The organism is Ferruginibacter sp., from assembly GCF_014377975.1.
GTDB lineage: Bacteria > Bacteroidota > Bacteroidia > Chitinophagales > Chitinophagaceae > Ferruginibacter.
In genome coordinates this window covers 45,497-71,259 of the sequence record NZ_JACMOO010000362.1, presented here as the reverse complement: position 1 = coordinate 71,259, position 25,763 = coordinate 45,497, and the positions used below count along the sequence as shown (strand labels likewise).

Here is a 25,763-nt window from a genome sequence, read left to right as displayed (position 1 = left end):
CTTTTAAAAAATTCAGGATTGGCAATTACCGGAGTAATGGTGCGCAAAATTGTTCTGTCAACCCCAAAAAAGAATGCAAAAGAAAAAGCGATCAGTGATATAAAACCACCTAAAAAACCAAGTATCAGCGCAATTTCTTCCGCGGTACTTAATAACTCTTTATTTGTATTGAACTGTATGGATTTTATCAGGTAAAAGATCAGGAAAAATAAAGGCAGCAATCCATTATTGACACAATATTTTAAAAATGGCTTAGAAGCGGTTGCCAGAAATTTAAAGCGGCGGGTATGCAAAATAAAAGTAGTGATGTTCCAGCTCATAAAAAATACACCCATGGCAACGCCCACAGTTGCCGAACTAAGGGCATTTACATTGCCGAGGTATTCAGGCACAAAAAAAAGGGCATCTGCTCCAAAGCTTTTCATAAAGCCACTGTTGATTGTACTTGCCATCAGGAACCAAAAAATCAATAATATCTGGTACTTCCTAAAATGTAAAATCAGCAACTGAATAGGAAATGAATAAAAAATATTCCGCAGCAGTAGCTTCATGTATATGGACTTTTTTTAAATGTACTACTTATTAAACACAAGTACATAACATCTATACCTGCTAATTATTTTGCCAGGCTGGTATATTTTCTTTTTAACACAAATAAAATAGCTACCACACACATAAGTAATAACATACCTGTAAACTGGTGAGATACTCCCAGAAATACCAGACGGTTGGGATACGTAGCATTTAAAACGGTCAATATTCCCAGCAAAACCTGCAGCGAAACCAGCACCATCAGGGACGACCTTAGCCAGCTAAAAAGTGGGTGATTCTTTATTACGGCTGCTGCAAAATACCAATAAGTAATTAAACCAAAAAGTAGGTAGGCCAAACCACGGTGAATAAAATGAATGGTAATCTTATTATCCAGAAGATTTTTTGAGAACGGAGATAATTCTGTTAAAGAAGACGGAATTATTTTACCGTTGATGTCGGGCCAGGTAGGTGCGCTGGACGCAGCTTTTAGTCCTGCCATAAATGCACCATATACCAATTGAAAAAATAAGACTGTAACAATTACAAGCATCAATCTCTGCAAAGCAACATTGACTGCTTTTCTCTTCGGGGCTTCCAGTAAGCCTAACGCAAACCATAAAACGTAACACAATAAACCCATCGCTGCAATAAAATGCGTAGCCAGTTCTATATGACCCACAAAATATTTTTCAGGCACCAATCCGCTTTTTACCATAAACCAGCCAATGGCACCCTGTGTTGCACCCAATAAAAATAATATTACCATGGGCAAAATCATTTTTTTATTGAATTTTTTGGTAACTAAAAAATAGATAAATCCTGTTAAAAATACCAACCCCATACACCTTGCCCATAAACGATGGAACCATTCCCAAAAAAAAATACCTTTAAAATCACTCAGCGAAAAATTCTGGTGTACATATTTAAACTGGTCGGTTACTTTATATCTGTCAAACTCTGCCTGCCATGCTACGTTGGTTAATGGTGGCAGTGCTCCTGTAATTGGCTTCCATTCGGTTATTGACAAACCCGACTCTGTTAAACGGGTAATACCACCAATCAGTACCTGTACCAAAATCATTGCTACACCTGTTAATAACCAAAAGGCTACCTGCTTATTATTGCGTTGATCCAAAATTTTATCCATACAAATGCAAATTTAGTATAGCGATGGTGGTATTTGCAGAATGAATTCATTTTTGCCTTTTTTAGCGGATATTTGTTCAACATGCTACTATCCTGTTATCAAAAAAAATTAATTGAAGCCGGGCTGGATGAGGCCGGGCGTGGATGCTTTGCGGGTCCGGTGTTTGCCGCGGCTGTTATTTTAAGTAAAGATTTTAATCATCCGTTGCTCAATGACAGTAAACAATTAAAAGAAGCAGAACGAAACCTGCTTAGGCCAATCATCGAAAAAGAGAGTCTTGCTTTTGCTGTGGCAGCAATTGACAATGATGAAATAGATACCATTAATATTTTACAGGCTTCTTTTAAAGCAATGCATCTTTCTTTGGATCAATTACCCTTTGCCCCGGGGTTACTGCTGGTAGATGGCAATCGTTTTAAAGCGTATAAAAATTTGCCCCATCAATGCATTGTTAAAGGGGATGGCCTGTACACTTCCATTGCCGCTGCCAGCATATTAGCAAAAACTTATCGTGACGAATACATGCAGCAACTGCATCTTCAATATCCGCAATATGGCTGGCATAATAACAAAGGCTATGGTACTGCTTTTCACCGGGAAGCTATTGCCACCCATGGTTTATGCGCTTACCACCGAAAAAGTTTTAGTATTTTTTCCGCTGCAGCAATAGTAAGATAAATCCCTTTTACACAGGTAAGACCGTCAGGCAGCCCATTCTCCCGTTCCCTGCCTTGTAATTATCCAATTATCTGTTACGCAGTCTACAATGGTAGAGGGTACCATACCGCCGGTTCCGCCATCAATCACCATATCCACCACATGACCAAACTTTTCATGAATGATTTCCGGGTCGGTATACTCTTCCACCATTTCTCCCGGTAATGAAGTACTTAAAAGGGGGTTACCCAAAATATCAAGGATATGCCTGCAGATAACATTATCAGGTATACGCAAACCGATGGTACTTTTTTTAGTTTGTAAAATTTTGGGTACCTGTTTACTTGCCGGCAAAATAAAAGTGTAGGGTCCGGGTAAATAATTTTTAAGCATCCTGTATAAAGGCGTATCAATACTTTTTGTATAATCACTTAAATGGCTCAGATCGCGGCAGATAAAACTTAACTGCACTTTCGCTGGATCAATATTTTTAATAGTACAAATTTTATCTACGGCCTTGTGTTGAAAAATATCACATCCAAGTCCATAAATGGTATCTGTTGGATAAACAATAACACCGCCATCCTTCAGACATTCTGCCACCTGCTTTATCAGCCTGGGTTGGGGATTTTGGGGATGTATCTGAATAAGCATAATAATTATCTTTAAAAATGAGTAAAAAATTAATAATCACAACTGGAAGTATTTATCCGTAAAACATCCAATGAGATAATATATCAAAGTTAGTTTAACGGTTTAATAACTTTTAAAAGTGACGATAAAGGTTTTTTTAATACGGTAACTTATTTATTAAAGTTCAGCATTCCAAAGCCATTACTTGCAGTAAAATAAAAATAAACAATACAAGTATAGCCCTGCCGGACCCTTAAAGCAAAACCGTTACTTTTGCAGCTTCTTATACATTTTTTTAATAACCAAAATCAAAACAAAACATGTCGTTAATTTCAGTAGGTACCATGGCCTTTGATGCCATAGAAACCCCCTTTGGAAAAATAGATAAAATTGTAGGTGGATCCGGCACTTATGTAGCGTATGCTGCCAGCAATTTTGTTACCCCCATTCAACAGATTTCTATCGTTGGATATGATTTTCCTGCCGAAGAAATGGACCTGCTAAAAAAACGCGGAGTACAACTGGAAGGAGTGGAAATTGTTCCTGATAAAAAATCTTTTTTCTGGAGTGGTAAATACCATAATGATATGAACACCAGGGATACATTGGTTACCGACCTGAATGTACTGGCAGATTTTAACCCGGTAGTACCCGAAAGCTATCAGGGCGCTGAATTTTTAATGCTAGGCAATCTATCTCCATCCATACAATTAAGCGTTATCAATCAGTTAAAAGTCAGGCCAAAACTGATTGTAATGGACACCATGAATTTTTGGATGGAAATTGCATTGGATGGTTTGAAAGAAGTATTAAAAAAAGTGGATGTACTGATGGTAAATGATGGCGAGGCAAGACAACTCAGTGGCGAAGTTTCGCTGGTTAAGGCAGCCAAAGTGATTATGGATATGGGGCCTGCTTTTTTGGTAATTAAGAAGGGAGAACATGGTGCCTTATTGTTTCATAAAAACCATGTTTTTTCTGCTCCGGGTTTACCTTTGGAAGAAGTGTTTGACCCAACCGGTGCCGGTGATACTTTTGCAGGAGGATTTATCGGTCATCTTGCAAAAACAAAAGACATCAGCTTTTCCAATATGAAAACAGCAGTGATTGTGGGCAGCGCTATGGCAAGTTTTTGTGTTGAAAAATTTGGCCCCAACAGAATGAAGGAAATAACCAAAAAAGATATTGAAACCAGGCTGGGCGAATTTGTACAACTGGTAAACTTTGATATAGACCTGGTTGCATAACCTGTTAAATTTTATTATAAAAGCCGGCATAAGGCATTGCCGGTTTTTTATTTTAATACATTTACAGTCACCATCCCTCGCCGCCCGAAATTATACCCATGCGTAAAAAAATAATTGTACTTTCTTTTATATCGCTATTTTTTGCAGCCGTGTTTGCTCAGCCAACCACGGTTCATCCCAAATTAAAAGGCTGGCATTTACTCAATTATCAACAGGACGGTTATGTAGGTACCGGCGTAAAAGAAGCCTACGAATTATTGGCCAATAGAAAAAGTACGCAGGTGATCATTGCTGTAATAGATAGTGGAATTGATACTTTGCATGAAGACCTGAAAAGCGTTTTATGGACCAATCCCAGGGAAATACCTGGCAACGGAAAAGATGACGATGGCAATGGTTATATTGATGACATACATGGATGGAATTTTTGCGGTACAGCCGGTGGCGAAAACCTTGGAGTGAATACCCATGAAATTACAAGAGTTTATCATCATTTTAAAAATGAATTTGAAGGCAAAACCGATGCTGAAATTCCTGCTGAAAAAAAGTTTTTATTTCAACAATTTAAACGGGCTGAAATGCTGCTCAACAAACAGTATGAGGAATATAAAAAAAGTTATCCTGCGATTGAAAATTTTTCAGCTGGTATACAAGTTTCCAACCGGCTCATTACTTCCTATCTTCATAAAACATCTTTTACAAAAGCCAGCATCTTACCGGTTAAAGCAACAGATAGCCTTGGCTGGGCCATAGCGGTATGGAAAGATTTATTTAAAAACACGGATGATTCTGCTGTTACCAATACTACTTTTATCAATGAAATAAATACCTATAAAAATAATCTGCTGGCCAATAAAAAACGGCTGGAGGACGAGCCGGTAGATTACAGGGGAGCCATGACAAAAGACAAATACGAAGATATCAATGACAGTATTTATGGCAATAATAATTTGTACGATCATGCCGGCAACCATGGCACGCATGTATCGGGTATTATCGGGGCAGTCCGCAATAACAACATTGGTGTGGATGGCATAGTGGATAATGTACGCATCATGTTTATAAGAGCTGTTCCGGGCGGTGATGAGCATGATAAAGATGTGGCATTGTCTATAAGATATGCAGTTGATAATGGTGCAAAAATTATCAACATGAGTTTTGGTAAACCAGTTTCGCCCTATAAAAAAATGGTGGACGATGCGGTAAAATATGCTGCTGCACGGGGTGTTTTGCTGGTACATGGCGCAGGCAATGACGGCGAAGATATTGATGAAGCGCCTTTTTATCCGAGCCCGGTTTTTATGGATGGCACCAGGGCCACCAACTACTTAACCATTGGTGCCAGTGGCGATTACAGTACGGGTTCCCTGATAGCTCCCTTTTCAAACTATGGGCAATTGGTAGATATTTTTGCACCCGGTGTATATATTAATTCCACCACATTCAATAATGGGTACGAAGCTTTTGATGGCACCAGCATGGCGGCCCCTGTTGCAGCTGGTGTGGCGGGCTTATTAAAATCTTATTTTCCACAATTAACACCAGAGCAGCTGATTGACCTGTTATTGAAAACAGGATATGTTGTTAAAGAAAAAGTAACCATTCCGGGAGGGGATAAAAAAGTGTCCATACAGCAATTGTGCCGCAGCGGTAAAATTATAAATGCTTATGAAGCCGTTAAACTTGCACTTAAACTGTATGGCAACCAATAAATGAATGGATTGTTAAAAAAACCAGACACCCATTTAAAGTTGATTAATTTTACCAATAAAAATTGTAATTGTATGATTGAAATAATAGCACTTTTTTTTCTTTGTAAAAAAAATGGAGAACTGGCCGCACAAAAAGGTCTGTCGCCAGTCAGATGGAAATGGTACACCATAGCAGGTTGGCTGATAGCTGAATTTACGGGCCTTCTTTTAGGTATGCTGCTATTTGGAAATGCCAATTTGTATGGCTTGATGGCAATGGGTATTGTAAGCGCTTTCGGCGGTTATTTGTATGTTAAAGCCCTATTGGAAAAAAAGCCGGATACCTACGATGACGATATCAATAAAATAGGCGTCAGTGATTTACACCCCCCTCCACGCAGAGACTAAAGTATTTGAACCTGATTTATAGCCCTTCACGGGCTTTTTTTATTTTACTTTAGCATTTGATTAATATCTTTAATAGCGCACAATAAGTTATTTTGCTAACCGCAAACAAACCAACATTCATTACAATGATAAATAACAGCTTTTATAAAATTATAGCTTTCTATATATTTTTTGCCACTTCCTTTACTACCCTTCACGCACAGCGTATTGATTCTTTGCTGAACATTTTAGATGAGAATTACCCGCAGGAAAAAATTCACCTGCACATGGACAAATTGTATTACAATCCCGGCGAAACCATCTGGTTTAAAGCTTATATCACCGCCGATAACCTGCCTGCCGCACTCAGTAAAACCTGCTATGCAGAACTGGTAGATGAAAAAGGAACCATGCTGCAAAGAAAGATGATGCCCGTGCTGGAATCGGGTGCTGCTTCCAGTTTTGATTTGCCGGATACCTTACATGGTAATAAATTATTTATCAGAGCCTACACCTCCTGGATGCTGAATTTTGATTCTACCTTATTGTACATGCAACCGGTGCATATTATCCCTTTAAAATCAACTGTAAAAAAATTACCCATTGCAGCGATTTACACTTTAACGTTATTTCCAGAAGGTGGAGATCTGGTACAAAACATTAGCTCAGGTGTAGCGTTTAAAGCTACAGACCAGGAAGGTACACCTATAACAGTAAACGGAAATATTGTGGACAGTAAAGGAAAAACTATCACTACTTTTTCTTCAGTTCATGATGGCATGGGTTACTTTTCATTGCTGCCGGAAGCGGGTGAAAAATACAAAGCTGTATGGAAAGATAAAAAAGGACTGCAACATCAAACTGTATTATCCGATGCTAAAAAAGATGGCCTTGTTTTAAGCACCACTTATTCAGGAAACCGCATCCAGTATACTTTAACAAGACCGGAAACGGAATCAGCGGCATCAGCGCAGTATTCCGTAATTGCGCAAATGCAGCAGCGGATGGTTTACAGTGCAAAAATAAATCTTACAAAAAAGAGTACCGTTACGGCCCCAATTGTAACAGACAGCATGCCGAGCGGTATTTTACAACTCACTGTTTTTAATGCAGCACAAGTGCCCGTTGCTGAACGAATTATTTTTATCAATAACAACAATTATTATTTTAACACTGATCTGCATGCGGTGGAAAAAAATCTTACCAAACGTGCCCGCAATGTTTTACAGATAGATGTTGGCAACAACCTCCTTACTAATTTATCCATAGCTGTTACCGATGAAGGCATTAATCCTGTAAGTAAAAATGAAGAAAATATTTATACCCGGCTCCTGCTTAGCAGCGATTTAAAAGGGTATATTTTTAACCCTGCATATTATTTTTCCAGCGACGAAGATTCTGTTAAACAACATCTTGATTTAGTAATGATGACCAATGGCTGGAGAAGATTTAAATGGGAAAACGTACTCGCCGAAAAATGGCCGGTAATAAGCATTTCGCCCACAGACTATATTTCTATTAAAGGCAAGGTATTGGGTCTTTCTAAATTACAGTTGAGCAATAAAGATTTAACCGGTATTTTAAAAACAAAGAGCAACTCCCCGCAATTTCTTAATATTCCTATGGAAAATGACGGGCAATTTAAATTGAACAAACTATACTTTTTTGATACTGCCAAATTATACTATCAGTTTAATAATGATAAAGATAAAACCCTTACCAGCGCTGCGAGTTTTGCTTTTGAAAACAGTTTTATAAAATCACCTGCCCAGTCTGTTGATTTGCTTGCTGCTTTATATGCTCCTGCAAAAACCGACAGTATAATTTTATTAAAAAGCAGTAGCATGGCTAAACTACAGCGGGCTCAAACGGAACTCAATAAAATACAAACACTGAGCACCGTGGTGATCACAACCAAACAAAAAAGTTTAAAAGAAAAATTAGATGCCGAATACACTTCGGGTATGTTCAGTGGTGGAGATGGATATACTTTTACAACAGAAGACGATCCGTTTGCAAAATCGGCACAAAGTATTTTGAGTTATTTACAAGGTAAGGTAGCGGGTTTACAAATATCTACCACTGGCGACGGCAGTGCCACCTGGCGCGGAAGCCCTACCAGCTTTTTTTTAAATGAAATTAATTCGGATGTTAACCAGTTACAAAATGTTAACATGAACGATGTTGCCATGATAAAAATATTCCGGCCACCGTTTTTTGGTGCAATGGGTGGCGGTTCAGGAGGTGCTATTGCTGTTTACACCAAAAAAGGAGCTGCATTAAACTCCTCCTTTAAAGGATTGGATTTTACCAATGTGGTGGGTTACTCCGTTATCAAACAGTTTTATTCGCCCAACTATGAAACCAACAACGATCCTGATGTAGCAGATTACAGAACTACACTTTACTGGAACTCATTTTTACTGATGGATAAAAACAACAGGCGTATTACCATTCCTTTTTTTAACAGTGATAACTGTAAAAAAATAAGGGTAATTATTGAAGGCATTAATGAACTGGGTCAGTTAACAAGAGAAGAAAAGATTTTTCAATAACAGGCATCGCTTCTTTACAGTTGCTGCTTTTTTTTAGGAGCCATCAGCAATAATAAAACTGGTAATAAAATTAGGTTGGTTAATGTGGCTACTAATAAGGTAACAGATGTAAGCCAGCCTAAAGATATTGTGCCGCCAAAGCTGCTCATACAAAAAATGATAAACCCTGCAATTAATACCAGTGAGGTGTATACAATGCTTAAACCCGTACTTTTTATGGTAGCACTCACAGTGGCCTGCACATCATTATTATACAAAGGCAGCTCCTGTTTATAATTTACTAAAAAGCGGATGGTAATATCAATGGCAATACCCAATGCAACGCTAAAAATTAATACGGTAGACGGTTTCAGCGGCACACCCATCCACCCCATCACGCCCGCTGTAATAATTAAAGGAATTATATTTGGTATCAGGGAGCATACTAAAATCCTGGCCGATTTAAAAAGATATAACATGCAGACCGCAATTAAAATAAAGGCATAAAAAATACTTTCTTTTAACCCATTAATGATAAACCGGCTGCCCTCTAAAAAAGTGATACTGCTGCCTGTAAACGTTACTTTATATTTTGTGCTGTCGAAAAGTTTATCAGTTTGATGCCGGATGCCGCTTAACAGTAATGGTAATTTTTCTGTTCCCACATCTGCCATATTAATGCTTACACGAGTGGTTTCTTTAGCGGTATCTATAAAGGCCGTAAGCATTGCTGATAAATTATTTTTGCTGCTGCTGTCATTTTTACCGGGCTTTAAATAATCGCCTAAAAAAGCAATGTCAGACGAATTGGGTAACTGGTAATTAACAGAATCCCCATCATAAAAAGCCTGCTTTACAAACTTTAATCCGTCAGCAATACTCAATGGCTTGTTCATTTCTTTTTGAGCAGAAACATACTGAGACAAAGAATCAATCTTACTAAAAACAGTTAGTGCCCTCATCCCACTGAGGCCATGACGCTTTTTTGTATCCACCATAATTTCTAATGGCATTACACCTTTAAAATTTCGCTCAAAAAATTTAAGATCGGTATAAATTTTGTTTTCTTTTGGCAAATCATCTACAATATATGCAACCGTTTTTAATTTAAAAATACCGGCAACTGACACCGCCAGTATAATACCCGTAATTCCAAATACCAGGCCTTTGTGATTTGTAACCCATTGCTCAATTTTTAATAATAAATACGTAATCCACCTGTTATGTAAATATTTCATTTGTGCAGGCCTGGGTGCAGGCAAATAACTTAACGCGGCCGGTAATAAAATAAAAGAGATAACAAAAATTAGCATAATACTAATGCCTGCCACCACACCAAACTCTTTTAAAATGGCACTGCGTGTTAAGGCAAATACAGCAAAGCCAATAGCTGCAGAGATGTTGCAAAAAAGCGTTACCACGCCCATTTTACTAACCATGTCTATCAGTGATTTATTTTTATCCTGGCTCGCCAAAAAACCAGTATGGTATTTATTTATAAAATAAATACAATTAGGTATACCAATTACAACAATTAATGGCGGCGTTAATGCAGTAAGCAACGTAATTTTATAACCACAAAGAAACAATACACCCACGCTCCAGATAACGCCTGAAAGTACCACCAGCAAAGAAAGAAGTGTTGTGCTTAACGAGCGGAAAAATACCAGTAATATCAAGGCACTTAAAACCAATGAACCAATTAAAAAAAGCCCCATCTCTTTTTTAATCATGTCAGATACAAGTGTTCTTATCAACGGTAACCCGCTTATATAAGTAGTAATTTTTGTTTCATCTTCAAATGCCGTTACTGCTTTATTTATATCACTTACAATACGAGTACGTTTAGGCGAACTCAATGAATCCTTGTTAATGCGTACGCCCATCAAATAAGCATTTGTTTCAGAATTATACAAAAGCGACCTGTAAAATGGCTGATTAAAGAAAACAGCCCTGGCACTATCCAGTTCAGCCTGTGTAGAAATACTATCAGCAAATATTTTTTCAGCAACTAAATTTTGTGTCAGTTCATTTTTGCGTAATTTGATGGAAGAAGGCATACTGAGCACATTCTCCACATTGGGTATCTTTTTCAATGCTGATTCTAAATGCCTGTAAGAATTGAAGGTTCTTAAATCAAAGATTTTATCTGTTTGCACGGCTATCACCAGTAAATTTCCGTCATCCCCAAATTTTTGACGAAAAGCTACATAATCGAGGTATTTGGGATTGTCGGACGGAATGGCCTTTGCAAACTCGTAACTTAAAGTTACTTTACTGGCGAAATAACCCATAACAGCAGTGGCTGCAAACAATACAATTAAAAGCGGTAACCGGTTTTTTAATACAAACTTTGCCAGGCGTAGCCACATAGTATTACTATTTTATTGGTAAATTAAATACAATTTGCAAAGAAAGACTTTTTACACCGCTTAGCCATACCTGCTGCAATCAATGTTGTTTAACTACCTTCAATTTTTAATAGTGAAGGGCATATTAAACCGCATAAAAGGTTATTCAAATAATGCGGCAAAATTTTTTATTTCACTTTTTTTGCAAAAGAAATATTCATCGGTTAATTCAAATAGTTAAGGTACTATCCCGCAATGACACATAAAACAAAAGGCATCGTTTTACGCACCATAAAGTACGGTGAAACCAGTGTGGTGGTTACCATTTTTACTGAATTGTTTGGGGTACAGACTTATATGGTAAATGGAGTTCGTACCGCCAAAAAATCTTCTGCTAAAGCCAATCATTTTCAACCAGCAGCTATTTTAGATATGATTGTTTACCACAACGATCTGCAAAGTATGCAACGCATTAAAGAGTTTAAATGGGACTATTTATTTGACCGTGTGTTGAGCGATGTAATAAAAAACAGCATTGCGTTGTATATGGTAGAATTGTTGCAGAAATGTTTGCCACAACCAGAACAAAATACCCCTCTTTTTTATTTTTGTGAAGATGTTTTAATACAACTGGACAAAGCGAATAAATCAGTAACCGCCAATTTTGCCTTGTATTTTTCGCTGCAGCTTACTCATTTTTTTGGATTTAAAATGAATGATGATTTTAATGAACAACAAAATATTTTAGATCTTCAGGAAGGAAGTTTTGTAAAAGACCAGCCCGCACATCCTAATTTTATTGATGGTGAACTGGCAATGATTACTTCTCAATTATTAAAAGTAATGCAGCCGTTTGAACTGGAAGATGTAAAACTGCATCATGATAAAAGGCGACTATTATTGCAGCATTACCAGGATTATTATGCATTGCACATTGCTGATTTTGGCAAAATGAAAACACTGATGATATTACATGAAGTACTGGGTTGAGGATTGCGGGTAATTAATACCAAGAGGTTACATAAAAAGTTATTACAAGATCCTTTTTGCAGCAGACTTTGATGTAAGTTGTAACTCATCCAGATGATTGATAAAAACAATACCTGGTTTTTTATTTTTTTCAAAACTTCCCAACCTATTATCCAGCTGTAAAGCCCTGGCACCATTACTTGTGGCCCATTGAAGTATTTCCGCCAGCGGAATAGTGCCCGCAGAATCTTGCTGAATAGTTTTTATTTCTTCTAAAATATTCAGTTGCCAGTTGCTGGCATAACTATCAGTGCCAATAATAATATCACAATTATTTTTACGCAGCATTTCAATGGGCGGTAATTTTTGCTCTATGTATTTATTGGCGTTTACACAAAGGCAAAAGAAAAGTTTAGCTTTAAATTCAGCCTGTTTTTTATAAAAATCAATATCAGCCTGGCTGGTGAAAGTATTGTGTACACATAGTATGGACTGGTTATTATCAAAAAAAGGCAGCCAGCTTTGAAAACTCGTTTTCCCAGTTGGCTGGAAGCCGGATATGTCTATCCCCCAATTTTTATACAGGCTTAAAAATTCACCTTCTTTTTGTTGATATAAATCATTTTCTGCGCTGCATTCCTGGTTATGAATTGTGATAAGCTGGTGGGCAGTTTCGTTATTTAATTGGCTAAACAGGATTTTTGAAACAGAGTAAGGTGCATGCGGCGATAAAGAAACCGGCTGCGGCAACTGGCTGGTAAACTCCTGATAGATATTTTTTGCCCCCTCCAATCTTACTATGGCATTCGCATCTGTAAAGCCGCTTACTTCAATAAAATTATGCCAGTACAGGCTACTTTTTTGCTTTAATTGAATAGAGTCTGCCGTATTGCAAATATCTCCCACAGCCACTGTGCCGCTGTTATACATTTCCTTTTCGGCCAACAGCATAGCCTGCATTTTCACTTCATTTAGTAAACCCCTGTTTTTCATTACTTGTTGTACAAACTGCACCAACCCAGTGTTTGGAGTAATAACGCCTTTTAAATAACTCAATTCTGTATGACAGTGCGCATTAATAAAACCTGGTGTAATAAGTCCTTCAAAAAACTCAATTTCATCGCCTGCATCTGCCTTATCAATTATATCAACCACGGCTCCTTCTAAAGTAGTTATTAAAACAGATTTCGGTAGTAGTACCTGGTATCCGTTAAAAATGTTGTGGGCTGTAAATTTTCTGTACAAATTGATTGGTTGATATACTGTAATTTTGCCGCTTTCAATATTTGCAGGGAAAAACGTAATTAAACAATGTAAAGTTATGGGTTAAGGTTTTCTGTAAACGGTTAAAGCCCGCATATTTTAATTTTACAAAGCAAGTAACCAAACATTATTACAAAAACACAATCCCGTTCATAAGGGAACAGAGGTATTACATTATGTTAGATAAATTAGATGCTATTAAGGGACGATTTGACAATTTGGGTATTGCATTAACCAACCCCGAAATTGTAAGCGACAATAAAAAATTTACTGCTATCAGCAAGGAATACCGCAGTTTGGAAAAAATTGTAACTGCCAGGAATGAGTACATAAAAGTATTAGACGACATTGATTTTAATAAAGAAGTACTGAATGGCGATGACGCAGAAATGAGGGACCTGGCCAAGCAGGAAATTCCGGCGCTGGAAGCAAGTAAAGAAGCCTGGGAAAAAGCATTGCGTAATATGCTAATACCAAAAGATCCTTATGATGAAAAAAATGCAATATTGGAAATAAGAGCCGGAACAGGAGGAGACGAAGCTTCCCTGTTTGCAGGTAACCTGTTACGGATGTATTTAAAGTATTGTGAGAAAAAGGGCTGGAAAACAGCGCTGCTGAGCGAAAGTGAAGGCACCGCCGGCGGTTTTAAAGAAGTACAGGTTGAAGTGGTGGGTGATGATGTGTATGGCACTTTAAAATTTGAAAGTGGTGTTCACCGGGTTCAACGGGTGCCCGATACGGAAGCCAGTGGACGGGTACATACAAGTGCTGCAACGGTGGCGGTAATGCCCGAGGCAGAAGAAGTGGATTTTGAATTAAAAGAAAGTGATGTTAAGATGGAAACAGCCCGCAGTGGCGGTGCTGGCGGGCAAAATGTAAATAAGGTAGAAACGAAGGTTTTTTTAACACATAAGCCTACCGGACTGGTAGTAATGTGCCAGACAGAACGCAGTCAGTTGGGCAATAAAGAGAAGGCTATGGATATGATGCGTACTAAATTATATGATGAAGAAGTACGCAAAGCTGAAGAAGCAATTTCGCATAAAAGAAAAAGTTTAGTAAGTACTGGTGACCGCAGTGCTAAAATAAGAACGTATAATTATCCCCAGGGCAGGGTTACAGATCATCGCATTGGAGTTACTGTTTACAACCTGGATAATGTGCTAAACGGAGATATCCAAGAATTTATTGACGCCCTGCAATTTGCTGAAAATGCAGAGAAACTGGCTACCGAAAGTTAAGTAATTGGTCAGTTCACAAAATATTTAAATACTTCTTTGCATGTATTGGTGAATTTATCTACTTTGAGCATAAAATATAAAGTATGCTTGAGAATCTTTTTAACTTAATTAAAGAAAATAGTACAGATTCAGTAATTAATAATCCTGTCATTTCAAACGAAGAAAATGATGCCGTAGTCGCAGATGCCACCCACTCAGTAGCAGATGGGTTACAGGGAGTTTTGGCAGGCGGAGGACTTCAAAGTGTTTTATCACTTTTTAATAACAATAATAATTCCGAGGGGAACGGATTGCTCAGTAATCCCATAGTGAGTAATATTATCAGCAGTTTCACTAATAAATTAACCGACAATCACGGTATAGCTTCCGATCAGGCAGCTGGGATTGCAAGTAGCCTTATTCCATCAGTGTTGAGCAGCCTGGTCAACAGAACCAACGACGCCAATAATTCAAATTTTAATATTGATAGTATCATCAGTTCATTAACCGGAGGTGGCAATTCATAAACTAATGCCGGAGGTTTTGATATTGGCAGCCCGATTAGCAAATTTGCCGGCGGTGACCTGAATGTCAACCACGACGGGCATGTAGGCCTTGATGACATTATTAGTAAAGTTTCCGGAGGTGCTCAACAACAACAGACGCAAAGTAATGCCGGCGGAGGGTTAATGGATATAATCAACGGCTTTATGAAAAAGTCAGTTTAAAAAATTGTTAAAGCATCCGCTAACGTGTTTAAATTAGATGCAGCTTTAAATTATTTACTACCTTTACAATGTAGAAGAACAGTTTTAATACTGGTTTTACAAAAGTTCTTAAGAATGATTTTAAAGGCAGAAATGATTAGCTTACATTGGGTTAACATTAACAAAGTCTGGATTTTATGGCATTCATTTTGCAACTTTATTAGTAGATTAATTAAAATAAAAATAAACTTTTTCTCATAAGCAGTTAGTTTTGGTAAACGGCCCCGATTTCTATCGGGGCTTCTCTTTTCAGTTACTTTTTCTACAAAATCCTACGATAAATTTTCACTACAATCTTTTAACTGATTCAGGCATTTAATCTAAATCCAATACCATGAATGGTTTCTAAAACAATACTGGGGTCTTCTTTAAAATGTTTCCGAAGCTTTGTTATAAAAACATCCATACTGCGCCCTAAAAAATAATCGTCTTTTCCCCACACATTTATCAGTACTTCTTCTCTTTTTAAAACCTTATTGGTATGCTGGCAAAAGAAATTTAAAAGGTCGGCTTCGCGTTGGGTTACAGAAATTACTTTTTCTCCATCGTATATTTTTAAATCTGCAAAAGAAAACCGCATTCTCCCAATGGTATATTCATGCGCCTTTTCAAAGTGCATTTTTTTAGTTCTTCTTAAAAAAACATCCATCCGCATCAGCAGTTCCTGCATACTAAAAGGCTTGGTAATATAATCATCCCCACCAGATCTAAATCCATCCAGTTTATCTTGCTCCATCGAACGGGCAGTAATAAATAAAACAGGCACCACATCACTTTTTTGACGGATTTTTTTTGCCACAGTAAAACCATCCTTTACAGGCATCATTACATCCAGCAGACAAATATCAAAATGATTTTTTTGAAATTGCTGCCATGCTGCTTCTCCATCGCTACACCAGCAAACTTCATAACCCGCTTCTTCCAGGTTGTCTTTTATAACGAAAGCCAGTGAAGTATCATCTTCTGCTAACAAAACTTTTACTTTATCGGCCATGGTAGTTATTTTTCAGGTAACAGTATTTTAAATTCGGTACCAACGCCCGGTACACTTTTTAAGACAATCTTTCCGTCATGAGCGTCAATAATTTGTTTCACAAAATTTAGTCCAAGCCCAAATCCATTTACCTGGTGAATATTGCCCGTGGGTACCCGGTAAAATTTTTTAAATAGATATTTAAAATTCTTTTCTTCAATTCCTATGCCTTTGTCTTTTATTGAAACTGCATAAAAATTATTGGTTTCCTGCTGTATATCTATTGCTATGTAGGGTGTTCCTGTACTATATTTTAAGGCATTTTCAATTACATTAATTATTACCAGTTGTAAATGTACCCTATCCGCCTGTACTAATGGGTCATTTTCATCCGGGGTAAAATATACAGCAGCGTTTTTATCTTTTATAAGGGGTTCTAACTGGTAGATAGCATGTGCAATAATTTCGTTTAATCTGCAAGCTTCTTTATGTACAATAATATTTTTATTATCCCCGGATGCAGTTTTTAAAAGTCGTTCTACCTGATTTTGCAGGTGTTCGGTTTGTTCTTTAATTACAGTCCCATATTTTAATAGCCTGCCTGGTTGTGATGTAATAGCGGGTTGTATCAGCACATCGCTGGCAATTTTCATAACAGCCAGCGGGGTTTTAAATTCATGCGTAAAATTATTAACAAAGTCTTTCTGCAATTCGTTTAAAAACTTTTGTTTGTATAGATAAATAAGACTTACAGAAAGACCAATCAATACCAGCAACAGCACAATTGCAGTAATAATCCAGAACAGCATTTCATGAATAATATATTTGCTGCGATGTGGAAAATGCAGCAATAAATAGTCATATTTTTTTTTAACCGCTACCAGATTTACTACACCATTTTGGGGATAACGGGATGCAGCAGTAGATAAATAAAACTCGTAAATAAAAGCATTTTTTTTATTACTGTATACTCCTACATTACAATCCGTCCAAACATCAAAATCTTCAAATTCGTTGCTCAGATGATAGTACAAAGAATCCTTATTGGGTACAGAATCTAACTTTACAAGATAGGTATTGGGATCGATTGCTTCTACAATTTGTTTTACCTGAAAGGCAGGGTTATCAGCAATCTTTACATCTTCAAATAAACCCCGGATACTTTTAATTACACCCGTACTAAATTGCTGTTCCTGCAAAGTATACACTCTTTTAAGCCAATATAACTGAGATACGATTATTAATGTAATAATAATGGTAATGCTCAGCATAATCCATCTTAAAGTAGTTGACTTCATTGTTACAAAGTTCATCTTTACTGATAATATATAGTGTGGCTACTGGTTAATTGCATGTTAAACGGCGGACAAGTTTTTTTTAATTTCTCAAAAGCCTGCTATTGTTTACAAATAGATAAGTTGAAATTAAAAATATTTTAGTCGGTTAACTACTTTTATCAAAAAATACACTAAATAAAATCGTGTAGAAACTGTATAAAAATAGAATTTTTCTTTGTCATCTTAAAGTTGTTACGGATACCAACCCCGGCTAACAGCCATGCCCGATGCCCAACAACAGCCACTTTTTAGTAAAGTTATAAGATAGACGTACAATCGCTATTAGATGGCTTCTTAACACTTTAAAAGACTACTTATTTTTATAAACCCATATAAACAATTTACTTTTACACTATGAGTGATAGTTCGCAAATATTTCAAACCAGTAGTGCTGCCCGCTGGCGCAGTTTCCAGTGGTCTTTCAGAATTTTGTTAATGATTGTTTTATTCTTTTTTGTAGTGTTGGTGGTGGCTTTAATCAGGGGCGTCAATCCTTCGCCGGTTAATATTGAGAACCTGTCAAAATTTTATGAAAATAAATTAGATCCTTCTAACCCTTTAACTATTGCCAACAGTCAAAATAAAAAATTCAAAGGCTTTAAAGATTTTTTAATAAAAAGAATAAAAGACGATTCGATTAAAGCCATCCGGCAATCGCAAAACAAAATTGTAAACAAAATACCTTTTATACGGGCTGCCTTTTATACCCCCTGGACGGCCAATACTTCTTTACCCGACCTGGATAAATACGGCGATAAACTAAATACCATTTTCCCTGAATGGTTTTTTATTGACACCGCTGATAACTTTCGCTTACAAACCAGGATAGACACAGCAGGCCTTAATGTAATGCGGGCAAAAGGTTTGCGGATCATGCCGATTCTCAATAATTTTAATTCAACTTTACAAGACGCATCCGGTCAATTAAAACCCGATTTTGATGGCAGATTACTGCATGGTATTTTAAATAACCCTGTTAAGCAGCAAAAATTCATTCAGCAGGTGCTGGATACATTAAACCATTATCACCTGCAGGGTATTAATATAGATTTTGAAGAGCTGACAGAGCCTACAAACGAGCCCCTTACGCGTTTTCAACAAAAATTATACGCTGCTTTACATGCGCAAAATATGATTGTTACAATGGACGTTGCTGTAAAAAACGATGCCTATGACTACAAAAAATTATCCAACTGTAACGACTTTATTATATTGATGGCCTACGATCAGTACAGCACAGTTGAGTCTGGTCCGGGCCCTGTAAGCGGGCAGAAATGGATTGAGGAAGCGCTGGACTGGACAGCTTCTAAAATTGAAAGCAGTAAAATAATTTTAGGTGTGGCGGGTTACGGATACGACTGGACAACAGATGACGAAGGAAAAAAAGTAGTCATAGAAATGACTTATGCCGAGGTCATTGATAAAGCCAAAATCTCTAACGCTACCATCGATTATGACGATGACAGCTATAACCTTCATTTTAGTTATACAGATGAACATACGGACGAAACTACCAGGAAACTAATTAAAATAAAACACGAAATATGGTGCACAGATGCCGCTACTACTTTTAATATCCTTCGCTTTAGCGATGAGTATGCAACTGCTGGCACAGCTTTGTGGCGGATGGGAGGCGAAGACCCAAGAATGTGGTCCTATTACAATACCGATTTAAGTAATTCCGCATTACAAAAAAAACCTTTTGATTTTTCGCAACTTGCCAGCATCCCTTTTAATGTAAACCGCAAGCCCACCCCCACAGGCGAAGGTGAGTTGTTGCGCATCCTCTATACCCCGCAGGAAGGAAAAATTGACCTGCAGATAGATACTTCAGAATTACTGATTACTGAGCAGAATTATAAAGTATTGCCTTCAGGCTATGTATACCAGAAATTTGCAGAAGATAAAACGCCCATGGGACCAGGGCATAAAATAATTTTAACTTTTGACGATGGACCCAGCCCTGAGTTTACACCTCAAATATTAAACATCCTCGAAAAAGAAAAAATACCGGCCACATTTTTTGTGGTAGGTTTAAACGCCGAGCAAAATATTCCATTACTGAAACGCATCTACAGAGATGGTTATGAAATAGGAAACCATACGTTTACCCACGGCAATATTGCAAAAATGAGCCCCCAAAGGGCTGAACTGGAAATGAAATCCACACGGCTTTTAATAGAAAGTATCACCGGCCATTCTACTATTTTGTTCAGAGCGCCTTACAATGCGGATAGTGAGCCTCAGACCTATGAAGAAATTGAACCTATAGCCCGCAGTAAAAAAGATAATTATATCACCATTGGTGAAAGCATTGATCCCAACGACTGGCAGGTAAATGTAAGTGCAGACAGTATTGTAGCCAGAACCATCCGTATTGCAGAAGAATCCGGTGCCAGCATTATATTATTACATGACGCAGGTGGCGAAACAAGACAGGCCACTGTAGATGCCTTGCCCCGCATAATAGCTTACTTTAAAAAAAGAGGTTGTGTATTTACCACGGTTGCCGATTTAATGGGCAAAACAAAAAATGATGTGATGCCACCGCTGCCGCCCAGCAAAGATGGCTGGATGAGAAAACTCAATTTCTTTTTTGCAGAGGCTGCTTACTGGGGAAGCCATATTTTATTTGCCCTGTTTATAGTGGGTATTCTACTTTCTGTAGGCAGAATGGTAGTGATGGCCCTACTGGCGGGCATACAAAAGCGAAGAGAAGATAAACAAAAACCCGCCTTAACTCCGTTTGTTGGTAATATGCCCGTGGTAAGTGTTATTGTGCCCGCATATAACGAAGAAATAAATGCAGTAAGAACTGTAACTAGTTTGCTGATGCAGGACTATCCCAACCTGCAGGTGGTTTTTGTGGATGATGGCAGTAAAGACAGTACCTATGATACGGTAAGTAATGCTTTTAAAAATACAGGTAACGTTAAGTTTTATACTAAAATAAATGGAGGCAAAGCTTCTGCCCTAAATGTAGGTATAGCAAAAGCCGATAGCGAATTTGTAGTTTGTATAGATGCTGATACGCAGTTAAAAAGCGATGCCGTATCAAAGCTGATGCAAAAATTTACCAGTGAAAAAGTAGCCGCAGTAGCAGGCAATGTAAAAGTGGGCAACGAAATTAATATGATTACAAAATGGCAAAGTATTGAATACATTACTTCGCAAAATTTTGACCGCCGGGCCTTTGATTTACTGGATTGTATTACCGTGGTACCTGGTGCCATCGGAGCTTTTAGAAAAGCCGCGGTTATAGAAGCGGGTGGCTTAACAACGGATACACTGGCAGAAGATTGTGACCTTACCATGCGCCTTCACCGCATTGGTTACGAAGTAAGAAATTGCAATGATGCCATCTCATACACGGAAGCTCCGGAAACTATGCGACAGTTTATGAAGCAGCGCTTTCGCTGGAGTTTTGGCGTAATGCAGTGTTTTTGGAAACACCGGGATGCGGTATTCAATCCAAAATATAAAAATTTTGGTATGGTTGCCATGCCCAATATCCTCATCTTTCAAATGATATTGCCTTTCCTGGCTCCATTGGCCGACCTGATACTGGTACTAAGTTTAGTTGCAGCCGGATTTGGGCTTATTCCCGCCAGCATTACACACATCGTTATTTATTACTTGATTTTTACTATAGTTGATGTAGTAGGCGCAGCACTTGCTTTTGCGTTTGAAAAAGAAGATTATAAAAAACTAATCTGGATGATACCGCAACGGCTGGTATACAGGCAGCTGATGTATTATATCATAATTAAGTCGTTCAGCAAAGCCATCAAAGGCGAGTTGCAGGGATGGGGTGTACTAAAACGTACGGGCAATGTTAGCCAGCTTTCTGCTTCTTCTGCAACTGATGTAAAACTATAGCACCTGAGTAGCCGTATATTTTATACCTTATCAAAAAATGCAAAAGAAAAGACGTCCTTTCAATTATTTATAAGTCAGCATCAGCAATGGCAAAACTGTTTTACTTTTGCCAGCAAAATATATTTGAAGTATAATCATATTAAAATAAACAACAATTAATTAAATTGGCAACAAAATCATCCGAAAGAAAAAATTTTTTTAAACGTATAGGCGGAAAAGATAAAGAAGAACCAACAGAAATGAACTTCTTCGACCACATTGAAGAATTGCGCTGGCATTTAATCCGTAGCGTAGCTGTATGGCTGATAGCAGTAGTGCTGATTTTTGTTTACGTAGATTGGGTGTACGATAATATTATTCTTGCGCCCACTTTTCCTAAATTTTTTACCTATGGTGCCCTCTGTAATTTTGGGCACTGGTTACACCTCGGTGATAGTTTTTGTATGCCTGCCATTGTAATTAATTTTCAGGTAACGGAAGTAAACGGCACTTTTACCTCAGCCATCAACATTGCTATGATTGGTGGTGTTATTGTGGCTTTTCCCTATATTTTTTGGGAGCTTTGGCGCTTTATAAAACCTGCGCTTTCATCAAAAGAAAAAAAATATGGCCAAAACAGTATTTTTTTCGTATCGCTGTGTTTCTTTACAGGCGCTGCTTTTGGCTATTATTTGCTTGCGCCGTTTACCTTTAATTTTTTAGCCGGTTTTACACTGGGTAAATCTACCATGATACAATACCGGCCTTCCATCAATGACTATGTTGATAGCCTTACCAATCTTATCCTTGGCTGTGGTATTGCTTTCGAACTGCCGGTACTGGCTTTTGTACTTGCAAAAATCGGCATCATTACCGGTGCAATGCTGAAAAAATATTTCAAATTTGCCTTTGTTATTATATTAGTGGTCGCTGCGGTAATTACACCTTCGCCCGATTGGACAAGCCAGTTTATTGTAGCCATCCCGCTGGTATTATTATATTGGGTAAGTATTCTTCTGGCAAGTAGTGTTGATAGGAAAAAAGCCAAAGAAGAAAAAGAATGGGATTAATTGTAATGGATAATTAAACAATGAATAATTGATAATATGCTAAATTTGCATTGTTCAATTTTACCAATGAAGTAATTGCTTTGGATCAATTCAGTTCACCAATTATTAATTTAAAGTTATGTCTACATTCAACTTACAATTACCCGTAGCCATTGGCTGCGACCATGCCGGATTTGACTGCAAGGAAGACCTTATTTCTTTTTTAGAAGCCGAAGGTGTAGCATTTAAAGACTTTGGCACATACAATAAAGAGTCGGTAGATTATCCGGACTTTGCGCATCCTGTTGCGGGTGCGGTTGAAAAAGGAGAAGCCGCATTTGGTATTTTATTATGTGGCAGTGCAAACGGTGTTGCCATTACCGCCAATAAACACCAGGGCATCAGGGCTGCAATTTGCTGGGGAGAAGAGCTGGCCGAACTTGCCCGCAAACACAATAATGCAAACATTCTATGCATCCCTGCCCGCTTTGTACGGGATGGTGATGCAGAAAAAATGCTGGATATATTTATGAATACTGCGTTTGAAGGCGAAAGGCATCAGGTAAGAATTAATAAAATGTCCTGCTGATAAATTGATTGAACAAAGTTGTGGCAGTTTTGGGCGTGCCCCCAAGCTGCGCAAGGGGTCGGGTTATGCGCTGCAATCTTTTTTTTCGTGCCTCAAAAAAAGTATTTCCGCTCCTATCCCTCACGCAGCAGTTCAAAAGTTTGATGGTTATCAACCCTTTTAAAAAATGATATAACTGCACATTGCTTCCCTTCACATCCAACATCAAAAAAATCAACAAACAAACCTATAAAACCGTTCATCAATAAAAATTTAGAACTAAAGCCATTGCTTTTATTTTGGTTAAAAATTCATATATGACAAAAATACTTTTTCTTTTAAGTTTTTTACTTACGCTTCAACTATTAACGTTTGCCCAAAAAGATAAAGCCGGTAAATATGCAGCTACCATCACCGCGGCAGATTTAAAAAAACAATTAATCATTATAGCCAGCGATGAAATGGAAGGAAGGGAAACCGGAACAGAAGGGCAACGCAAGGCTGCTGCTTATATTGAAAGTCAGTTTAAAAAAATGGGACTTGCAACTGCAAAATCATTAAATGGCTACCAGCAATTGTATCCCCTTTACCAGGATAGCCTTAGCAGCGAAATTGAGGTAAACAACCAACCGGCAGTGTATGGTAAAGACTATATCAGTCCTGCGTCCAATAATGAAACCGGCAGCATTACTGCGGCCTCCATCATTTTTGCCGGATATGGAATTGATGATTCAACTTATAGTGATTACTCCGGCATTGATGTTAAAAATAAAATCGTTATTTTCTTTTTAGGCGAACCAAAAAAAGATGGTAAATATTTCATCAACGATAATGGTAATTCCAGCAAATGGAGTTACCCTGGATTAAGTTTAAAATTAGCCACAGCAAAAGCCAAAGGTGCTGCCGGTGCATTTGTAATTAATCCTTTACAGGAAACTTTTACCCAATGGTCTATTGATAAAAGTAAAAACAGTACGCTTTATTTTCCGCATGAAAATGCAGGCACCCCTGTAAATTATGCATTATTGTCTCATGCCTATGCAAAAAGCATTTTAGGTAATAATTTCGACACGCTTTTAAAACAGGTAAAAGCTGCAAAAACCATTGATGCAGGCTGGCTTACCGAAAATAAAATTCCTGTTCAGTTTAAGTACAATAAATTTCGCACTACCATTAATGCCAGCAATGTGCTGGGCGTTGTTGAGGGTACCGATAAAAAAGATGAATACGTTTTTTGTACTGCACACTATGATCATCTGGGCAAACATGATGGCAAAATATATTATGGTGCCGATGATGATGGCAGCGGAACCTGTGGCGTACTTGAAATGGCAAAAGCCTTTGCCAAGGCCAAAGCTGCAGGCGATGGCCCAAGAAGAACAGTGGTATTTATGACGGTGAGTGGTGAAGAAAAAGGCTTATGGGGAAGCGAATATTACAGCGATCATCCTGTTTTTTCGTTAGATAAAACCTCTGCTGATTTAAACACAGATATGGTAGGAAGAGTAGATACAGAACGTAAAACCGGCGACACGTTAAACTATGTATATGTTATTGGTCATAATAAATTAAGCAGCGACCTGCCTGTAATAAACGAAGCTGCAAATACCAAAAATGGTGCACTTACCCTGGACTATAAATTTGATGACCCCAACGATAATGAAAGAATTTATTACCGCAGCGATCATTATAATTTTGCCCGTAAAGGTGTACCCGTGTTGTTTTTTTACGATGGAATGCTAAAGGCAGATTATCATAAACCAACCGATACGATTGATAAAATTAATTTTGCACTGTACGAAAAAAGGGTACGCATGATATTTTACACGGCCTGGGAAATTGCCAACAGAGACGACATGTTGAAAAGAGATATTCCATTGACGGAGGGAAGCAGGTAAACTAAAATGTTTGTAAAATGAGATAACAGAAGCTCAACTTTGAGTGCCTGTTATCTTTTACATAAATTAACAGGTCAAAAAAAGAAAGTGCCAGGGCTTATAAAATTGTCAGCTGAGATTGTTAAAGATAAAAATGTAACTCTATACATAATGATCCTTCTTTAGTAATAAATATTAAAAATGGAAGCTAACCGGCAAAGTCCAATCGAAAATGAAACAGACAGTATTTCTGATCACTACAATGCCATAAGCCAGATAGAACTTGAAGGATATGAGATTGGTGTGAGAAAAGCGCGTAACTCGCTGTATTGGACTGGTGCACTTGTTTTTGCAGGTGAAATGATAGCAATGTATGCCGCTGGTGCAGGTTTCAATATCATTATATTGATCATTGCTTTATTTGAATCCGGTGTTTTTATTGCATTGGCTCTTTTCACAAAGAAAAAGCCTTAAACCGCCATAGTAAGCGGTCTTGGTGCTTTTATAGGGATCTTGGTTTTATCTGCAGTGGCCAATACGTATCAGAACGGAGGAGAGGGATTTTTAACCTCCGTATTCAGTGGCCTGTTGGTTAAGGTAATTATTTTGGCCAACCTTATAAAATCAATAAACGATGCCAAAACTTTGCAGGCAGCCAGAAAAGAAAAACTTTAAACGTGTTGAAAAAACCTCAGCATTCA

At 37.8% G+C, this 25,763-nt stretch carries 20 protein-coding genes; 13 read left to right on the top strand and 7 right to left on the bottom strand.

What is annotated here, in order from left to right:
* A partial coding sequence (locus H7254_RS18025) for a hypothetical protein (RefSeq protein WP_301934291.1) occupies nt 1–551 on the bottom strand: 551 nt, incomplete at its 3' end.
* Nucleotides 552–616: 65 nt separating this feature from the next.
* Nucleotides 617–1,681: a COX15/CtaA family protein gene (locus tag H7254_RS18020; RefSeq protein ID WP_301934290.1), complete on the bottom strand. Its 1,065-nt coding sequence runs from the start codon at nt 1,679–1,681 to the stop codon at nt 617–619.
* An 81-nt stretch (nt 1,682–1,762) separates the two neighbouring features.
* Here H7254_RS18020 and H7254_RS18015 point away from each other — a divergent pair, with 81 nt between their 5' ends.
* Nucleotides 1,763–2,359 carry a ribonuclease HII gene (locus H7254_RS18015; RefSeq protein ID WP_301921265.1) on the top strand — a complete coding sequence of 199 codons (597 nt, stop codon included), beginning with the start codon at nt 1,763–1,765 and terminating at the stop codon, nt 2,357–2,359.
* A 24-nt stretch (nt 2,360–2,383) separates the two neighbouring features.
* Here the strand turns inward: H7254_RS18015 and H7254_RS18010 are convergent, their stop codons facing one another.
* Nucleotides 2,384–2,992, bottom strand: coding sequence for an L-threonylcarbamoyladenylate synthase (locus H7254_RS18010; protein ID WP_301934289.1), 609 nt, complete (start codon nt 2,990–2,992; stop codon nt 2,384–2,386).
* Nucleotides 2,993–3,291: 299 nt separating this feature from the next.
* Here H7254_RS18010 and H7254_RS18005 point away from each other — a divergent pair, with 299 nt between their 5' ends.
* From H7254_RS18005 to H7254_RS17990, 4 genes are all read left to right on the top strand, one after another.
* A complete protein-coding gene (locus H7254_RS18005; RefSeq protein WP_301934288.1) occupies nt 3,292–4,218 on the top strand; it encodes a PfkB family carbohydrate kinase in 927 nt (308 codons plus the stop codon).
* A gap of 98 nt (nt 4,219–4,316) precedes the next feature.
* Complete coding sequence (locus H7254_RS18000; RefSeq protein ID WP_301934287.1) at nt 4,317–5,930, top strand: S8 family serine peptidase; 1,614 nt, start codon at nt 4,317–4,319, stop codon at nt 5,928–5,930.
* 72 nt (nt 5,931–6,002) lie between these two features.
* Complete coding sequence (locus H7254_RS17995; protein WP_301934286.1) at nt 6,003–6,317, top strand: hypothetical protein; 315 nt, start codon at nt 6,003–6,005, stop codon at nt 6,315–6,317.
* A 125-nt stretch (nt 6,318–6,442) separates the two neighbouring features.
* The gene (locus H7254_RS17990) at nt 6,443–8,851 is read left to right on the top strand and encodes a hypothetical protein (RefSeq protein WP_301934285.1); all 2,409 of its coding nucleotides are present in this window, start codon (nt 6,443–6,445) and stop codon (nt 8,849–8,851) included.
* Nucleotides 8,852–8,865: 14 nt separating this feature from the next.
* Here the strand turns inward: H7254_RS17990 and H7254_RS17985 are convergent, their stop codons facing one another.
* Nucleotides 8,866–11,202 (bottom strand): RND family transporter, encoded by a 2,337-nt coding sequence (locus H7254_RS17985; protein ID WP_301934284.1) that lies wholly within the window; start codon nt 11,200–11,202, stop codon nt 8,866–8,868.
* A 234-nt stretch (nt 11,203–11,436) separates the two neighbouring features.
* On the opposite strand from H7254_RS17985, the gene recO reads away from it, so the two are divergent.
* The gene (gene recO / locus H7254_RS17980) at nt 11,437–12,171 is read left to right on the top strand and encodes a DNA repair protein RecO (protein ID WP_301934283.1); all 735 of its coding nucleotides are present in this window, start codon (nt 11,437–11,439) and stop codon (nt 12,169–12,171) included.
* A 42-nt stretch (nt 12,172–12,213) separates the two neighbouring features.
* Here recO and H7254_RS17975 read toward each other — a convergent pair whose 3' ends face one another.
* Nucleotides 12,214–13,395, bottom strand: coding sequence for an amidohydrolase family protein (locus H7254_RS17975; protein ID WP_301934282.1), 1,182 nt, complete (start codon nt 13,393–13,395; stop codon nt 12,214–12,216).
* 194 nt (nt 13,396–13,589) lie between these two features.
* On the opposite strand from H7254_RS17975, the gene prfA reads away from it, so the two are divergent.
* Together prfA and H7254_RS17965 are read left to right on the top strand one after the other, a co-directional pair.
* Complete coding sequence (gene prfA / locus H7254_RS17970) at nt 13,590–14,654, top strand: peptide chain release factor 1 (protein WP_301934281.1); 1,065 nt, start codon at nt 13,590–13,592, stop codon at nt 14,652–14,654.
* A gap of 83 nt (nt 14,655–14,737) precedes the next feature.
* The gene (locus tag H7254_RS17965) at nt 14,738–15,160 is read left to right on the top strand and encodes a hypothetical protein (RefSeq protein ID WP_301934280.1); all 423 of its coding nucleotides are present in this window, start codon (nt 14,738–14,740) and stop codon (nt 15,158–15,160) included.
* A gap of 547 nt (nt 15,161–15,707) precedes the next feature.
* On the opposite strand, the gene H7254_RS17960 is transcribed toward H7254_RS17965, so the two are convergent.
* Together H7254_RS17960 and H7254_RS17955 are read right to left on the bottom strand one after the other, a co-directional pair.
* Nucleotides 15,708–16,394, bottom strand: coding sequence for a response regulator transcription factor (locus H7254_RS17960; RefSeq protein WP_301934279.1), 687 nt, complete (start codon nt 16,392–16,394; stop codon nt 15,708–15,710).
* A 5-nt stretch (nt 16,395–16,399) separates the two neighbouring features.
* On the bottom strand, nt 16,400–17,671 hold the full coding sequence (locus H7254_RS17955; protein ID WP_301934278.1) for a cell wall metabolism sensor histidine kinase WalK: 1,272 nt from the start codon (nt 17,669–17,671) through the stop codon (nt 16,400–16,402).
* Nucleotides 17,672–18,064: 393 nt separating this feature from the next.
* Here H7254_RS17955 and H7254_RS17950 point away from each other — a divergent pair, with 393 nt between their 5' ends.
* From H7254_RS17950 to H7254_RS17930, 5 genes are all read left to right on the top strand, one after another.
* Complete coding sequence (locus H7254_RS17950; protein ID WP_301934277.1) at nt 18,065–21,589, top strand: glycosyltransferase; 3,525 nt, start codon at nt 18,065–18,067, stop codon at nt 21,587–21,589.
* 164 nt (nt 21,590–21,753) lie between these two features.
* On the top strand, nt 21,754–22,638 hold the full coding sequence (gene tatC / locus H7254_RS17945) for a twin-arginine translocase subunit TatC (protein WP_301934276.1): 885 nt from the start codon (nt 21,754–21,756) through the stop codon (nt 22,636–22,638).
* A 118-nt stretch (nt 22,639–22,756) separates the two neighbouring features.
* Complete coding sequence (rpiB, locus tag H7254_RS17940) at nt 22,757–23,206, top strand: ribose 5-phosphate isomerase B (protein WP_301924278.1); 450 nt, start codon at nt 22,757–22,759, stop codon at nt 23,204–23,206.
* Nucleotides 23,207–23,502: 296 nt separating this feature from the next.
* Complete coding sequence (locus H7254_RS17935; protein WP_301934275.1) at nt 23,503–25,083, top strand: M28 family peptidase; 1,581 nt, start codon at nt 23,503–23,505, stop codon at nt 25,081–25,083.
* 180 nt (nt 25,084–25,263) lie between these two features.
* A complete protein-coding gene (locus tag H7254_RS17930; RefSeq protein ID WP_301934274.1) occupies nt 25,264–25,536 on the top strand; it encodes a hypothetical protein in 273 nt (90 codons plus the stop codon).
* Nucleotides 25,537–25,763: the final 227 nt, after the last annotated feature.

Bases quoted from the DNA above. Each gene is read 5' to 3' on its own strand.
- H7254_RS17995 (WP_301934286.1), top strand. From the start codon at position 6,003: ATGATTGAAATAATAGCACTTTTTTTTCTTTGTAAAAAAAATGGAGAA.
- H7254_RS17930 (WP_301934274.1), top strand. From the start codon at position 25,264: ATGGAAGCTAACCGGCAAAGTCCAATCGAAAATGAAACAGACAGTATT.
- H7254_RS17990 (WP_301934285.1), top strand. From the start codon at position 6,443: ATGATAAATAACAGCTTTTATAAAATTATAGCTTTCTATATATTTTTT.
- H7254_RS17955 (WP_301934278.1), bottom strand. From the start codon at position 17,671: ATGAAGTCAACTACTTTAAGATGGATTATGCTGAGCATTACCATTATT.
- recO (WP_301934283.1), top strand. From the start codon at position 11,437: ATGACACATAAAACAAAAGGCATCGTTTTACGCACCATAAAGTACGGT.
- H7254_RS18020 (WP_301934290.1), bottom strand. From the start codon at position 1,681: ATGGATAAAATTTTGGATCAACGCAATAATAAGCAGGTAGCCTTTTGG.
- H7254_RS17950 (WP_301934277.1), top strand. From the start codon at position 18,065: ATGAGTGATAGTTCGCAAATATTTCAAACCAGTAGTGCTGCCCGCTGG.
- H7254_RS17935 (WP_301934275.1), top strand. From the start codon at position 23,503: ATGACAAAAATACTTTTTCTTTTAAGTTTTTTACTTACGCTTCAACTA.
- H7254_RS17960 (WP_301934279.1), bottom strand. From the start codon at position 16,394: ATGGCCGATAAAGTAAAAGTTTTGTTAGCAGAAGATGATACTTCACTG.
- H7254_RS18010 (WP_301934289.1), bottom strand. From the start codon at position 2,992: ATGCTTATTCAGATACATCCCCAAAATCCCCAACCCAGGCTGATAAAG.
- H7254_RS17985 (WP_301934284.1), bottom strand. From the start codon at position 11,202: ATGTGGCTACGCCTGGCAAAGTTTGTATTAAAAAACCGGTTACCGCTT.
- H7254_RS18005 (WP_301934288.1), top strand. From the start codon at position 3,292: ATGTCGTTAATTTCAGTAGGTACCATGGCCTTTGATGCCATAGAAACC.
- rpiB (WP_301924278.1), top strand. From the start codon at position 22,757: ATGTCTACATTCAACTTACAATTACCCGTAGCCATTGGCTGCGACCAT.
- prfA (WP_301934281.1), top strand. From the start codon at position 13,590: ATGTTAGATAAATTAGATGCTATTAAGGGACGATTTGACAATTTGGGT.
- H7254_RS17965 (WP_301934280.1), top strand. From the start codon at position 14,738: ATGCTTGAGAATCTTTTTAACTTAATTAAAGAAAATAGTACAGATTCA.
- H7254_RS18000 (WP_301934287.1), top strand. From the start codon at position 4,317: ATGCGTAAAAAAATAATTGTACTTTCTTTTATATCGCTATTTTTTGCA.
- H7254_RS18015 (WP_301921265.1), top strand. From the start codon at position 1,763: ATGCTACTATCCTGTTATCAAAAAAAATTAATTGAAGCCGGGCTGGAT.